Genomic DNA, 13,788 nt, shown 5'->3' with positions numbered 1-13,788 from the left:
AAATTCACTTGGTTTTAGGTAAGAAGACCGATGACCGAAGACCGAAGAAGCCCAAAATTTGTCATTAACTTGGTCTTCTAGCATCTTAAATATAAGTTGCTTGCCAAGTTGCGCATAAAACATTGAATTAATCTCTGCGAGTATCTGCGTTTTTTTCTGCGAGTATCTGCGGGAAATAACAGGCATGAGCCCTGCTTTTTGGCAGGGTTTTTCTTATAGTTTGAAAAGAAAGTAATTTCAATTCCAATTTGAATCCTATGAACAAACGCGCCTTTCTCAAATCTTTCGGCCTAGCCACTGCTTCGGCATCCTTTCTCAGTTTTGATTTCAAAAACAATGCGCCAGCAGCCGCTCTTTTTCCAAAGTCCATTCAAAAAGGAGACACCGTAGGGATCATTTCCCCATCTGCAGCCACTGCTGATCGTATGGAATTTACCTATGCCCAAGAAGCCATGGAAGCGCTCGGCTTCAAGGTAAAATTGGGAAAGAACCTTACCAACCGATTCGGTCACCTGGCCGGAACGGATGAGGAGCGAGCCGAAGACTTTAATGCCATGTTTGCAGACCCTGAGGTCAAAGCAGTCATTTGCATCCGAGGTGGATCGGGAGCTTCCCGGATTCTTCCCTTGATCAACTACGAACAGATTAAAAGGAACCCTAAGCCTCTTTTGGGCTATTCGGATATCACCGCGCTCCATTGCGCAATCCAAAGTCAAACTGGTCTGATCAGTTTTCATGGACCCAACGGCTCGGGTTCTTGGAACAGCTTTAATGTGAAACAGTTTGAACAGATTTTCATCAAAAAAGAATTGGTGACCTTCAAAAATGAAGGCAGTAAAGGAGATGAGTTGGTACTCAAGGCCAATCGGATCCAAACACTTAAAGGAGGAACAGCCGAAGGTAAAATTCTGGGAGGAAATCTGACTGTATTGACTGCTTTATCCGGAACACCTTATTACCCTGATTTTCAAGATGCTATTTTATTCATCGAAGACATTGGAGAGGATCCTTATCGCATCGATCGGATGATGAGTACCCTTCAGCTTAACGGAACGCTGGCCAAGATCAAAGGCTTTATTTTCGGTCAATGTTCCGACTGTAAACCAGGCGCTGGCTTCGGAACTCTCACCGTAGATCAGATCATGGATCAATATGTTCTTCCCTTGGGAGTTCCGGCTTATACAGGTGCGATGATTGGGCATATTCCACGTCAGTTTATTGTGCCGGTTGGGGCGAGAGTAAAGATGGATGCCGATGCAGGTACCTTTAATTTGGTGGAAAATATATTTCAAAATTGATCCTTTATGCTAAAAACTATCCTATCCAGCCTTTCAGTTTTAATTTTCTTCATGAGCATTTCAAAAGAATCTTTAGCCCAAAAAAGAACCCTTAGCTACCTAGCCTTGGGCGATAGCTACACCATTGGCGAAGGAGTCCCTGAAAAAGACCGATACCCGGTTCAGTTGGTGGAGGCCTTGAATAAATCAGGAAAATATGAATTCAGCACTCCACAAATCATTGCAAAGACCGGCTGGACTGTGGACGAACTCGATGCGGGAATCAATTCCAGCCAAACCGACGAACAGGGATACGATCTGGTTACCCTCCTGATCGGAGTAAACAACCAATACCGGGGAAGACCAGTGGCGGATTATGAAAAAGACTTTGAAGCTATGCTGAAGCGGGCCCTTGATTTTGCCAGAATGCAAAAAGATCATGTAGTGGTCATTTCCATTCCCGATTGGGGAGTAACACCGTTTGCAATCAATCGAAATACTGATCAGGCCAAAGTTGCGCGTGAAATAGATGCATATAATGCCGCGAAAAAGACCATTTGTGATCGATATGGCGTCGCATTTGTGGAAATCACGAAAGATTACAGAAAAATCGGAGCACAGCCTGACATGGTGGTCGAAGACCAACTTCATCCTTCCGGACTGGTATATGCAAGATGGACGGAAAAAGTCCTGGAAAAAGTCAAAAAAATGAAATTCTAGTAGTTCTCAAATGATCCAATTTTGCAAAATCCGAGAAAGAAAATCTCGGATTTTGCATTTTGTGGGAAGTCAAATTTGTCTGGATTGAATAAGTTTATCATAAGTGAACAGACAAAGGAATGAGAAACGCATACCCCCGATATTTTTCATTTTTAGGCTTTTTTCTTCTCTTGGCTTGTTCAGAAGAAGAAAAGCCAAAAGGAGAGTCTGAGGTTTTTTGGGTGTACAGTTATACTTTTCCTTGCGATCCAAATTCAACCGCTGCTGCACCTTGTTTGGGTATTACTTATTCAGAAGAATTGGATTTCGATGTGACGACTTTTGAATGGATCCCTTCAAAAATCGAGGGATACACTTTCAAACCCAACTATATCCAAAAGCTTCAAGTCTTGAAGTTTGAAGATTCAAAAACAAGGGAAATCAAAAGAAAACTGGTTCGGGTGATCGAAGAGGAAAGAGACTATTATGACCTTTTGGAGGGAAGCTGGAAAGTAAAGAGGTACAAGGGCGAAGACTTACCAAACCCAAGCTTTCCCAATGGCCAAAGCGTAGGAATTATACCGGGTATCCGATTCGCCCTATCCACAGATGGCTGTAATCAAATTGAAGTTCAACTAAAAAAGATAGAGCAAAACAAAATATTGTCCACAGGATATTTGAGAACAACTGCAATGGATTGTGGAGGAAGAAAACTGGTCATTCCTTTTCCATGGACTAGAAATTTTAAAAGAGAAGGAAATCTTCTAATTTTTTATGATGATTCAGTAGGAGAATACGCCATTTGGGAAAAAATGAATTGATATGAAAAGATTTTTCTATACCCTAGTAGTTGCACTCCTTTTCACTTCGTGTGAGGTTTTTGAAGGACCTTCAAAATTGATTTGGATATATCCTTACAAGCTAAACGGACCTATCTACAGTTATGTGGAGGAAGGCGTTTTCTTTCTTATTTCTGATTCACTTGAGTTAAACTATCTACCAAAATCCTGGAGAAGGATGGAGCAAGATTTTGAGATAAAAGGGTTTGATTTTGAAGAAGGATACTTTTACCAATTGGAGGTTCGGGATAAAAACAAAAATCAGGGAAGGGGCTTTGTATTGAAATCCATCATCCAAAAACAAAAAGATTACACTTACAGACTTCATGGAAAATGGATGAGTATTCCAACTCAAGTTCTTGGATCTTTTGAATTGAATATTTCCAAGTATTCCAGAATTTCAAGCATGCCCAGCTGTTTTATGATCGAAAGTTCACTCGGAGAAGTTGGTGAAAAGAAAATCCAACTGTTTACTAACCCGATTTCAGGATTATTTCCTTGCGGAAAGCCTGCCCCTTGGGACCCTAAACCAACTGGCCCAAGTCCTTTATCACTATTGTCTCAAGCGACAGAATATAAAGTAAGGCCTGATGGATTTTTGGAATTATTTGATGCCCAGGGGAATCTCCTTGTCCGCTTCCAGAAATCCGAGTAAAAATCTCTTTTATGCGACCTTTTTGACCGCTTTTTGTAAAGGATATCCTTATTTTCACGACTGGAAATCGAATCCGATTTTACAGCCCAGAAAAGCGCCAAAAACCTATGAAGATCATCTGCATCGGCCGCAACTACGCCGCTCATATCGAAGAACTCAAAAACGAAAAACCCGGAAAACCAGTCGTATTTCTTAAACCGGATACCGCTTTGTTGAAAGGTGGGGCACCTTTTTTTCATCCGGATTTCTCCGATAATATCCATCACGAAGTCGAACTAGTTCTCAAAGTTTCCAAGGAAGGAAAATACATTCAGCCTCAATTTGCGCATCGCTATTTTGAAGAAATCGGCCTAGGTATCGACTTTACGGCCCGCGATCTCCAAGATCAATGCAAGGCAAAAGGTCTTCCTTGGGAAATTGCCAAAGCATTCAATGGTTCGGCACCGATTGGTGACTTCAAGCCAGTTTCTGATTTTACAGATCTGAAAGACATCGACTTTCATCTGGAAATCAACGGGGAGCTCAAGCAAAAAGGAAATACCAGCCTCATGCTGTTTGACTTTGCCACCATCATCGCCTACGTTTCCCAATTTTTCACCCTGAAAAAAGGAGATTTGATCTATACCGGAACTCCGGCAGGGGTAGGTCCCGTAAAAATCGGAGATCACCTTACAGGTTTTATCGGAAATGAAAAAATGTTGGATTTTGAAGTCAAGTAAGCTTTCCACTCTACTCTTTCTTTTTGGTCTTTTCTTTTTCTCGGAGATTTATGCCCAAGAAATCCAAAAAGGCTATTTCCGCTCTCCCGTCAAGCCGGGCGGCAGAAATTACCTTTCCGGAAACTTCTCCGAACTCCGTCCCAATCACTTCCATACGGGACTGGATTACAAGTTTGGAGGAGTAGAAGGGGAACCGATTTATGCTGTGGCAGACGGATGGGTTCATCGGATCAAGATTTCCTCTTTTGGCTATGGCAATGTGATCTACCTCAAACATCCGAGCGGTCACATTACGCTTTATGGTCATTTGAGAAACTTCAATCCCAAGCTTCACGCCTGGATGAAGAAAAAAATGTACGAGAACAAGCAAAACGAACTCGAACTCTATCCTGAACCGGGAGAATTGCCCGTAAAAAAAGGTGAACTGATCGCCAACGGAGGGAATACGGGTAGCTCTGGTGGACCCCACCTTCATTTTGAGATACGTGACAGTTTGGATCGGGCCATGGATCCGTTGTTGGCTGGCTTCTCTGAAATCCTGGACAACATCCCTCCCACTCCACAAAAAATCGCCATCGTCCCATTAGAAATCGACAGCCGAGTGAATGGCAAATTTCAACGTATTGAACTTACACCTGTACTTAGTGGGGCTAGTTACCGCATCCCAGAGACGATTCGAGTGACGGGAAAAGTGGGACTTGAAATTCAGAGCTATGACAAACTCGACGGCGCAGAAAACCAAAATGGCTTCCCGAGGTTTGAGGTTTCCGACGAAAACGGCCTCCTTTACACCTTGTTGATCAATAAGGTGGACTTCAATTACACCCGGCATTTTTTATTGCACACCCATCAAAACCGATTCACTCGGCTTTATCATCAGCCAGATTTAAAGTTTGACTTCTTTACTCCAAACACTCCGGGAACCGGTGCCTTTCAGGTAGAAGCAGGTCAGAAAAAGAATGTGCAGATTCGTCTCTTGGATGCTTACAATAATTCCAGACTGGTCAATCTAACCCTGACTGGTGCTGACTTGGATTCTACCCTTGCCGACGGGCCTGCACCAGCTTCCCCTCAGGTGACCTATTTCAAAAACATCATGAAAATTAAGGTCAAGCAAAGTGACAAAGGAGGATTAGCGCAGTACTTCATTGGAAATCAGATCTATGAGATTTTGCCTGCCTATCAGGATGCCCAGAGTCGAACCTACCTTTGGGACCTGAGATTTGGAATCCCGAAGAAAATTGACCTGTGTTCAGAAGTGTACATTCCCGAAATCATTGGCCATTTTCCGGTGGGAAAAGAGCACTTGCATGCTACAGATAAGCTTAGGATCAAAACCGAAGAAAACAGCCTTTTGGAAGATTTGTATCTAAGGGTATCGCACTCAGGTCCGTCAAACGCTCCCGTGCTACGACTACAGGAAACTACCGAGTACCTATGGAACCCACTTGAAGTCACTTGGGATGTGAATGGCTACACTGGGGACAAATCCAAAACCCATGTGTATCAGCGAGCTGCCAATGGAGCGAGAAGTTTCGTAGGCGGAGAGTGGATGGAAGGTCAAATCCGATTCAAAACCAGAAATTTTGGTAGTTTTGTTTTGGCTGAGGACAATGTAAAGCCGACCATCACTCCCATTCGGGTCAACGCTCAGGGCATGAGATTTACCATCAAAGACAATCTTTCTGGAATTAAAAGTTTTGAAGCGTTGGTCAACGGAGAATGGGTCTTGATGAGATACGAGCATAAGCAGGCGGTAATTTGGTCCGAAACTTTGAATGAACAACCGCTCAAAGGTTCAGTTTTACTCAAGGTAACCGACATGGCGGGAAATGTGGCCGAGTGGCGGGGTACCATCACTTAATTCTTGTTCCATTCTTAAATCAACAACACAATGTCACTAGAAGTAGGCCAATTGGCACCTGAATTCGAAGCAAAAATTGAAACCGGAGCTACTATCAAGCTTTCCGACTACAGAGGTAAAAAAGTAATCCTTTACTTTTATCCCAAAGACGCCACTCCGGGTTGCACCGCTCAAGCTTGTAACCTGAGGGACAACTACGATGCATTATTAAAAGCCGGCTACGTAGTTTTGGGAATCAGCTCGGATGATGAAAAATCGCACAAGAAATTTATAGAAAAGCAAAACCTCCCCTTTCCTTTGATCGCGGATACAGATCTCAAGGTTCATGAGGCTTTTGGCACTTGGGTTGAAAAATCCATGTATGGCCGTAAGTATATGGGAACTGCCAGAACCACCTTTGTGATCGATGAGCAGGGGAAAATTGCCGAAATTATCGAGAAAGTCGATACCAAAAACCATACTGCTCAAATCCTAAAGTAAACCTAGCTAATGAAAAAACAATCAATTGAAGAACTCCAAAAAATCTGCACACAGCTGCGAAGAGATGTGCTGAGAATGGTACATGCCGTTCAGTCAGGGCACCCGGGTGCTCCCCTGGGTTGTGCTGAATTTTTCGTCGCACTGTACTTTGATCAGCTTCATCACAATCCGGATTTTCAGATGGATGGAAAAGGTGAAGACCTTTTCTTCCTTTCCAATGGTCACTTATCTGCCGGATGGTATTCGGTCTTGGCAAGAAGTGGCTATTTCCCGGTTGAAGAACTGAAAACCTTCCGTAAACTGAACTCCAGACTTCAGGGTCACCCTGCCACCCACGAGCACCTTCCGGGTATTCGAGTAGCTTCCGGTTCCCTGGGTCAAGGTCTTTCGGTAGCAATAGGTACCGCTCAAGCCAAAAAACTCAATGGAGATGACAAGCTTGTGTACCTCTTGATGGGAGACGGTGAGTTACAGGAAGGTCAAGTATGGGAAGCAGCCATGTATGCAGCACATTATGGAGTGGACAATTTGATTGCTACGGTAGATTACAATGGTCAGCAGATCGATGGTCCGACTACCAAAGTCATGGACCTGAAAAATCTGAAAGCCAAATGGGAAGCTTTTGGCTGGGAAGTCATCGAGACGAAAAACGGGAATGACCTTAAGTCTGTCATCGAAGGTTTGGAATTGGCGAAGTCGTTGACCGGAAAAGGAAAGCCGGTGATGAACTTGCTCTACACCGAAATGGGCTACGGTGTGGACTTCATGGTAGGTACACACAAGTGGCACGGTTCACCTCCCAACGACGAGCAATTGGCCAAGGCCTTGGGTCAATTGGAAGAAACCCTCGGTGATTATTGATTTCCCATCCCAAAAGACACGAAGATGAGCTTAGACTTAAAATTTACCTATACAGAAAAAAAAGATACCCGTTCCGGTTTCGGTGACGGCTTCCTCGAAGCAGGAAGAAGAAATCCCAATGTAGTGGGCCTTTGCGCTGACTTAATTGGATCCCTAAAAATGGGCGACTTCCAAAAAGAATTTCCTGATCGTTTTTTCCAAACTGGAATTGCAGAAGCGAATATGATCGGCTTGGCAGCTGGTATGGCCATCGGAGGTAAAATCCCATTTGCAGGCACTTTTGCCAATTTTGCCACCGGCCGAGTCTATGACCAAATCCGTCAATCCGTGGCCTATTCCGATAAAAACGTAAAAATCTGTGCATCACACGCAGGTTTGACGCTTGGAGAAGACGGTGCTACCCACCAGATTCTGGAGGACTTAGGGATGATGAAAATGCTGCCTCACATGACAGTGATCAACCCTTGTGATTACAATCAGACCAAGGCAGCGACCTTGGCGATTGCAGAGCACGAAGGGCCTGTTTACTTAAGATTTGGACGCCCAAGCTGGCCAATCTTCACTCCCGCAGATCAGAAGTTTGAGATCGGAAAAGCATGGAAAATGATCGATGGCAAAGATGTGACCATCTTTGCTACCGGACACCTTGTATGGGAAGCCGTAGTGGCAGAAGCCATGCTACGCCAGGAAGGTATCCATGCCGAGGTAATCAATATCCATACGATCAAACCTTTGGATGAAGAAGCGATCTTGGAATCAGTGAAAAAGACCGGCTGTGCGGTATCCGCCGAAGAGCATCAGATCAATGGTGGTTTGGGTGACAGCATTGCTCAAACTTTGATTCGTCACAATCCTGCGCCATTAGAGTATGTGGGTGTAAACGACAGCTTCGGTGAGTCAGGAACCCCAACCCAATTGCTGGAGAAATACGGCTTAAATGCTGAAAATATTGTGAAGGCTGCGAAAAGAGCTTTGGCACGTAAATAACCTTTGAGGTTTTCCAAACCTCGAAGGTTTGAATCTTTACTGACCTTTGAGTGCGCCTTAGTGTACTCGAAGGTTTTTTCTTTTTTACCACGAAGAACACCAAGAGACACATAGGCTTATCAATGAAGTGACTGTCATCCTGCTTCTGGAGAAGCAGGATTTTTTTTTACAAGTCCTGTTTTCGGAAAAGCAGGAAAACGACGGAGATAACTTTTGAGTGCTCCGTGCCGTAATCGAAGTTTTTTTCTGAATCAAAGATCTTCGGGGTTTTGAAAACCCCAAAGGTCATTCCTCTGGCTAAAAAATTGTAACTTCATCTACTGCACCAAATTCAATTTAGCCATGGAAAACTTCGAACCTACACTCGTCGAAACTTTGGAAAAACTCCGAAAAGAGGGGTATACAGAAGACTTCAATATTCGCTTTGACAGTTTGATTTGCGGAGATGTTTGCCTCCTTCCCCACCAGTTTGAAGTAGACAAAACCTTCCGTTTTGAAGGCAATACGAATCCCTCAGACGAAGCCATTTTGTATGCGATCTCATCCTTGGATGGCGAATTAAAGGGCGTCCTTGTCAATTCCTATGGTGTGTATGCCGATGAAATCACCGAGGAAATGGTGGACAAGCTGCGGTAGTTTTCCCTGTTTTGTTTGAATGAAAAAACAACCCTAAGATATCCTGCTTCTCCAGAAGCAGGATTCTCTATTTACAATCAGTCCTGCTTTCAGAAAAGCAGGACAACAGAAGGCCAGCATTCAAGAATTCCCCATCTCTTCTCTATTTTTAGGCCATGAAAACCATTCTTGACTCTTCCATGAATTTGGTCTTAAACCCGATTCATCCTCAGGACCAACCTACACTTTACAGGCTAATGGATGAAGTCTACCGGGCGAGTTACCGATATATCTGGTATGACGAGGGAGATTGGTATGTGGATTTGATTTATCGTCCAGAAACGGTTTTGAAAGAACTTTCCCGAAGTAGAAGTCACTATTTCTTTGTGGAATTGCAAGGCGAAAAAATCGGTATTTTAAAATATGACTTTCCCTTCTCTCCGCGAGAAATCGAAATCCCCAATGCCATGAAACTTCACCGGCTTTACCTGCATCCCAAAGCTCACGGAAAAGGCCTAGCTCCTCTTCTGATGCAGCATTGCGAACAAGTGGCCAAAGAAAATAAGCTGGATTCTATTTGGCTCGAGGCCATGGAATGTCAGCCTCAGGCCAAGCGCTTTTATGAAAAAAACGGGTTTGAGCACGTGCTGACTTATACCTTGGATTTTGAGCAGATGATCCCGGAATATCGGAATATTCAGATATTGAGAAAAAATCTGATCTGATTTCTGATGATAGATTGACTTCTCCTCGTTTTTATCCCAAACCTTACCTTGGTAAATACTCTAAATTTTAAAAAGAATGAAAAGCTTTTTGTTGATTAGTCTGTTGGTGGTTTTGACCTGCGTTCAGAGCTCTTGTACACGAACTGAGTCTAAACCTCAAAATCTACAGCACGCTGGACCACTTTCTTTTTCTATCGATCAAGATTTCAATAACTCGGAAGAACAGGTGGGCGTTTATTTTATGCCTTCCTGGAATACTTCCCCTGATCCAAATGTGGACCGGGATAGCTTTTGGTCTTGCCTTCAAAATCCTGCGGATTGTGCCAACCTTCAAAATACAGGAACCTGGGGGCCAAAGGGAAGAATTTATAATTCCCGATATCCTTACGAAGGTCCTTATCTGAATAGGAAACCGATTGCTGAACTTAAGGGTTTTTACTCCCGAACTGACCCCGAGGTGGCTCGCAAGCAACTTCAATACATGAAAAGCTACGGGATAGATTTTTTTGCATACGATTGGTTTTTTGGAAGACATTACTATTATCACCTGTATTTTGGCCCTCAGTCAAAAATCTATTATCCTCAAGGTTGGACAATCGACCCCAATCGGGACGGCCGGGTAGCTGTCCCCGGACTGGTGGAATGGGGTGATCAGTTGGAGGTGCTTTTGGCAGAAAATGCCAAGCTACCCAAAGAGGAGCAGTTAAAATTTGCCATCAACTGGTGCGACGATAGCCACGAACGCTGGATGCTGTGGCTGAAAGTGGGTTCGCCTGAGGAATTGGCCCGAAATGCGAATTATCCCGGGGAAAAGCCTGACAAGGCGCTCTACCTGAAGGTTCACGAAAAAATCACCCAACTCTGGATTGATCAATATTTCAGCAGGGAGGATTATCTGAAAGAAGCCGATGGCAGACCCGTGGTGTACTTTTATTTTCCCCAAGATACAGAATCAAGAGCTGCCTCCTATGGCCTGAAGATGAACGATTTACTGGAGCTTTCTCAGGCCACAGCCAAAAAAGCCGGATTGCCCGGAATCAAATTTATCGCAGTGATGGCAGGTCCCATGCTGGAGCGTGAACGCATGTATGGACTTCCCACTCTTTGGAGAGCCAAAAATCCCAATCGTCCTTGGGAGGGCGGTACTTACCAAAAACGTCAGCTTTTGCAGGAATATGTCCCCAGACTCAAAGGAATGGGATTCGAAGGAATGACTGCTTATGTGTACCACAACTATATGGAAAAAGACAACCGTTCCTATGCCGACATGCGGGAAACCTACCGAAGACATTGGAATCGATGGTCGGAGCAGTTTAAAAATGATCCCGATTTTGAATATCAAGTTCCTGTGGCCATGGGTTGGGATATGAGACCTGCGGGTGGAACTTGGCCTCAAACAAGCGGATTTCCTTCAGAGCCCTACAAAGACCTGGTCCATAGCGACAAGACTTCGTTTACTGCCAAGCTCAAAGAAGCTCAAGCCATCTCCCAAAAATACCGCGCCACCAACGGCAATACTGTGATGATTTGCTGTTGGAATGAATACTTGGAAGGCAACTATATCGAGCCTACCGAAGGACATGGATTCAGCTACCTGGAAGCGATCAAGGAGGTTTTTGGGAATTGATTTACAGGTTTATTCACCGCTAAGTCGCCGTGAACTCAGAGGACTTAAACCACAGGAAACACCGGGAACTTGTTTTTGGAAATCCATTCTTTGAATGTATTCCTGAGGTAATTGGGGTGAGAAATCTCTTTTGAGAACACAGAAAGATAAAGTTTAACTTTTTGGAGTCCATTCCATTTGTGGCTTCCTTTCTTTATCGCTAAAAACCGTTTTATCTGTTAGCATGTGACTTACAAAGCTTAGATGAATTGAGGGGTTCACCCACAGCCATGAAATTGTAAAAACACCTGTCAGGTTTTGAAAACCTGACAGGTCTAATCCAATCTTCTGTTTTTTTTGAGACTTTCAGAAAAAAAATCCCGCCTCATGACGAAGCGGGATTTTTGATTTATCATACAACCTCAGTGATTACCTTTTGATCAGTCGCTTGGTCATCACCATGTCACCTACTTTCACCTGAACGGTATAGAAGCCTGCGGCAAGGCCGTCCAAGTTAAAGGTTTGGGTGAAGCTGCCCTCTCGGTATGCCTCATTTTCCACCACCATTCGGCCCACTGCATCATAGATTCTGATCGCTACGGTAGCTTCTCTGTCCAGGTCTACCATCACGTTGGTCTCACGCTGTGCAGGGTTTGGATACAGGAAGAATTCTCCCGGCTTCAATTCTCTGCTCAGGCTGATTTCTCTACTGATCGTCTGACCTGCTCGGTCTGTGCTGAATACCGTCACTCTCAACTGTGCAGGAACTGTGGTTCCTTTCCAGATCAGCTTGTCACCATCCATGGTGAGATCAGGATGATCCCCGATTCCATAGGTATGGATATTATCCACCGGATCGATCGTTCTCAGGGTTCCAAGCACATCGCCGGCTTTGAGATCCGTAGTCAGTTTGCTGTTATCTACAAGGATATCCAAAGCTTTTGGCTTATCCTGAACCAGCACTTGAATAGAGATCGGCTCATCCAGAGCAAAGAACTCATTGTCCATCAGATCCGCTTTCAACTCATAGAATCCAGGAGTCAACGGATCGTAGTTGCTGGCATCCAAGGTCATTGGCAGCTTTCTGCTTTCAAACCAAGTGAGGCTCATCTGATCCACCTGCTTCTTGATGGTTTCCACCGGAGTGTTCCATGCCACAGTAATCAGTTCGGTGCTTACTCGTTTGTTGCCTTTAGTGGCAGGCTTATGGATTACAATTGATCCACCGCCCAACAGAGTTGTTGCTTCAGCATTTTCGGCCAAACTGTACTCATTGTCATAGATGACATCACTTGAGGAGCCATTAGCCCAAACTCTGATTCTAAACTTGTCTAGCTCTCCTCTTAGGTCGCCGTCAATTGCGGTTACCATGAATTTATGAGAACCTAATCCATTGACTGTACCCACACCTCTGTAGGTAGCTTTTGCTCCTGAGATGACAAGAGACATGCTTTCGTGAGATGTACTCTTGAAGTGGAAATCTCCTTCCTTAAACTGGAAGTTGGTATTTCCTTCCACTTGATCCACCAGATTTTTACCGGTTTTGTATTTGGCTACAAATCCAAAGTTTGCTCTACCCTCAGCAATTGGATTTGTTCTCAAATCCCCTGGCTTGGAGTAAATCCAACCGCCACCGGTCACAAACCCACCGTTTGGATCATAGACAGTCACAAATTCAAATTGCTGGCTGGCCTTCAAACCACAGTGATCCTCAACCTCCAGTATGATGGTATAAACCCCGGCAGGAAGACTAGTAAATGAGTAAGCAGTTGATGCGCCTGTGGCATCTATTCTTTCACTCTTTGTTACAGTATTACCGTCAAATGCAGTCCATGTAGCATATCTGATATTCTCATCCACAAAGGTTGCGCTGACATCGACAACAGTACCAATTGCTTGAGGAATTATTGGAGCTGTGATCACCAGATTCGAAGGAGCGTTATTGGTCACCGTCACATCAAAGCTTGAGGTTTGCACATTTCCATGAATATCCTCTGCAGTGTAAGTCACAGTGGTCGTTCCAATTGGGAACAGACTTCCCGGTGCATGACTGGTTGTAAAGGTTTTGACCTCACAGTTGTCTTTTGCTGTTGGTGCAGTCCAAGTTACAATAGCTCCGCACTTATCTGCATCACTGCTTACGCTGATATTTGCAGGCATTCCCTCAATCATCGGATCCTCCGTGTCATTCACCGTTACAGTGAAGCTTGCTGAATATGTGTTGCCGGAAGCATCGGTCGCAGTATAAGTCACCGTAGTCTCTCCAACTGGGAAGACCGAGCCGCTTGCAGGACCTGCTGTTTGTTCAATAGTACTTCCGGAACAGTTATCACTTGAAGTTGGAGCTGTCCAGCTTACCAAAGCTCCACAGACGCCCTTGTCATTGGATACTACAATGTTTGATGGAAGGCCAATAACAGATGGTTTCTCAATATCCTTGACAATCACATCCTGAGTCGCC

13 protein-coding genes are annotated in these 13,788 nt (G+C 44.3%); 12 read left to right on the top strand and 1 reads right to left on the bottom strand.

Going from position 1 to position 13,788, the window contains the following annotated elements; all coding sequences use genetic code 11:
- The first annotated feature begins 257 nt into the window (after positions 1–257).
- The 12 genes from DDT91_RS19615 (at position 258) to DDT91_RS19560 (ending at position 11,348) form a co-directional block, all read left to right on the top strand.
- Positions 258–1,298, top strand: a complete 1,041-nt coding sequence (locus tag DDT91_RS19615; protein WP_187177901.1) for an LD-carboxypeptidase — start codon at positions 258–260, stop codon at positions 1,296–1,298.
- Between the two features lie 6 nt (positions 1,299–1,304).
- Positions 1,305–1,997, top strand: coding sequence for an SGNH/GDSL hydrolase family protein (locus DDT91_RS19610; RefSeq protein WP_187177900.1), 693 nt, complete (start codon positions 1,305–1,307; stop codon positions 1,995–1,997).
- Between the two features lie 119 nt (positions 1,998–2,116).
- A complete protein-coding gene (locus DDT91_RS19605) occupies positions 2,117–2,797 on the top strand; it encodes a hypothetical protein (RefSeq protein ID WP_187177899.1) in 681 nt (226 codons plus the stop codon).
- A 1-nt stretch (position 2,798) separates the two neighbouring features.
- On the top strand, positions 2,799–3,470 hold the full coding sequence (locus DDT91_RS19600) for a hypothetical protein (protein WP_187177898.1): 672 nt from the start codon (positions 2,799–2,801) through the stop codon (positions 3,468–3,470).
- A gap of 107 nt (positions 3,471–3,577) precedes the next feature.
- A complete protein-coding gene (locus DDT91_RS19595) occupies positions 3,578–4,189 on the top strand; it encodes a fumarylacetoacetate hydrolase family protein (RefSeq protein WP_187177897.1) in 612 nt (203 codons plus the stop codon).
- On the top strand, positions 4,176–6,053 hold the full coding sequence (locus DDT91_RS19590) for a M23 family metallopeptidase (RefSeq protein WP_255502202.1): 1,878 nt from the start codon (positions 4,176–4,178) through the stop codon (positions 6,051–6,053). Before DDT91_RS19595 ends, DDT91_RS19590 begins: the two co-directional genes overlap by 14 nt.
- A gap of 30 nt (positions 6,054–6,083) precedes the next feature.
- Positions 6,084–6,533, top strand: coding sequence for a thioredoxin-dependent thiol peroxidase (gene bcp, locus DDT91_RS19585; RefSeq protein WP_187177895.1), 450 nt, complete (start codon positions 6,084–6,086; stop codon positions 6,531–6,533).
- A 9-nt stretch (positions 6,534–6,542) separates the two neighbouring features.
- Complete coding sequence (locus DDT91_RS19580; protein ID WP_187177894.1) at positions 6,543–7,394, top strand: transketolase; 852 nt, start codon at positions 6,543–6,545, stop codon at positions 7,392–7,394.
- A gap of 24 nt (positions 7,395–7,418) precedes the next feature.
- Entirely contained in the window at positions 7,419–8,381 is a 963-nt protein-coding gene (locus tag DDT91_RS19575) for a transketolase family protein (protein WP_187177893.1), read from the top strand.
- A 342-nt stretch (positions 8,382–8,723) separates the two neighbouring features.
- Positions 8,724–9,017 (top strand): phosphoribosylpyrophosphate synthetase, encoded by a 294-nt coding sequence (locus tag DDT91_RS19570; protein ID WP_187177892.1) that lies wholly within the window; start codon positions 8,724–8,726, stop codon positions 9,015–9,017.
- Positions 9,018–9,172: 155 nt separating this feature from the next.
- A complete protein-coding gene (locus tag DDT91_RS19565; protein ID WP_187177891.1) occupies positions 9,173–9,721 on the top strand; it encodes a GNAT family N-acetyltransferase in 549 nt (182 codons plus the stop codon).
- Between the two features lie 76 nt (positions 9,722–9,797).
- Complete coding sequence (locus DDT91_RS19560) at positions 9,798–11,348, top strand: glycoside hydrolase family 99-like domain-containing protein (RefSeq protein ID WP_187177890.1); 1,551 nt, start codon at positions 9,798–9,800, stop codon at positions 11,346–11,348.
- A 408-nt stretch (positions 11,349–11,756) separates the two neighbouring features.
- Here the strand turns inward: DDT91_RS19560 and DDT91_RS19555 are convergent.
- On the bottom strand, positions 11,757–13,788 hold a 2,032-nt coding region (locus tag DDT91_RS19555), incomplete at its 5' end, for an HYR domain-containing protein (protein ID WP_187177889.1).

This window comes from Algoriphagus sp. AK58 (assembly GCF_014324365.1).
Classification (GTDB): Bacteria; Bacteroidota; Bacteroidia; order Cytophagales; family Cyclobacteriaceae; genus Algoriphagus.
This window is presented reverse-complemented; position numbering and strand designations above follow the sequence as displayed.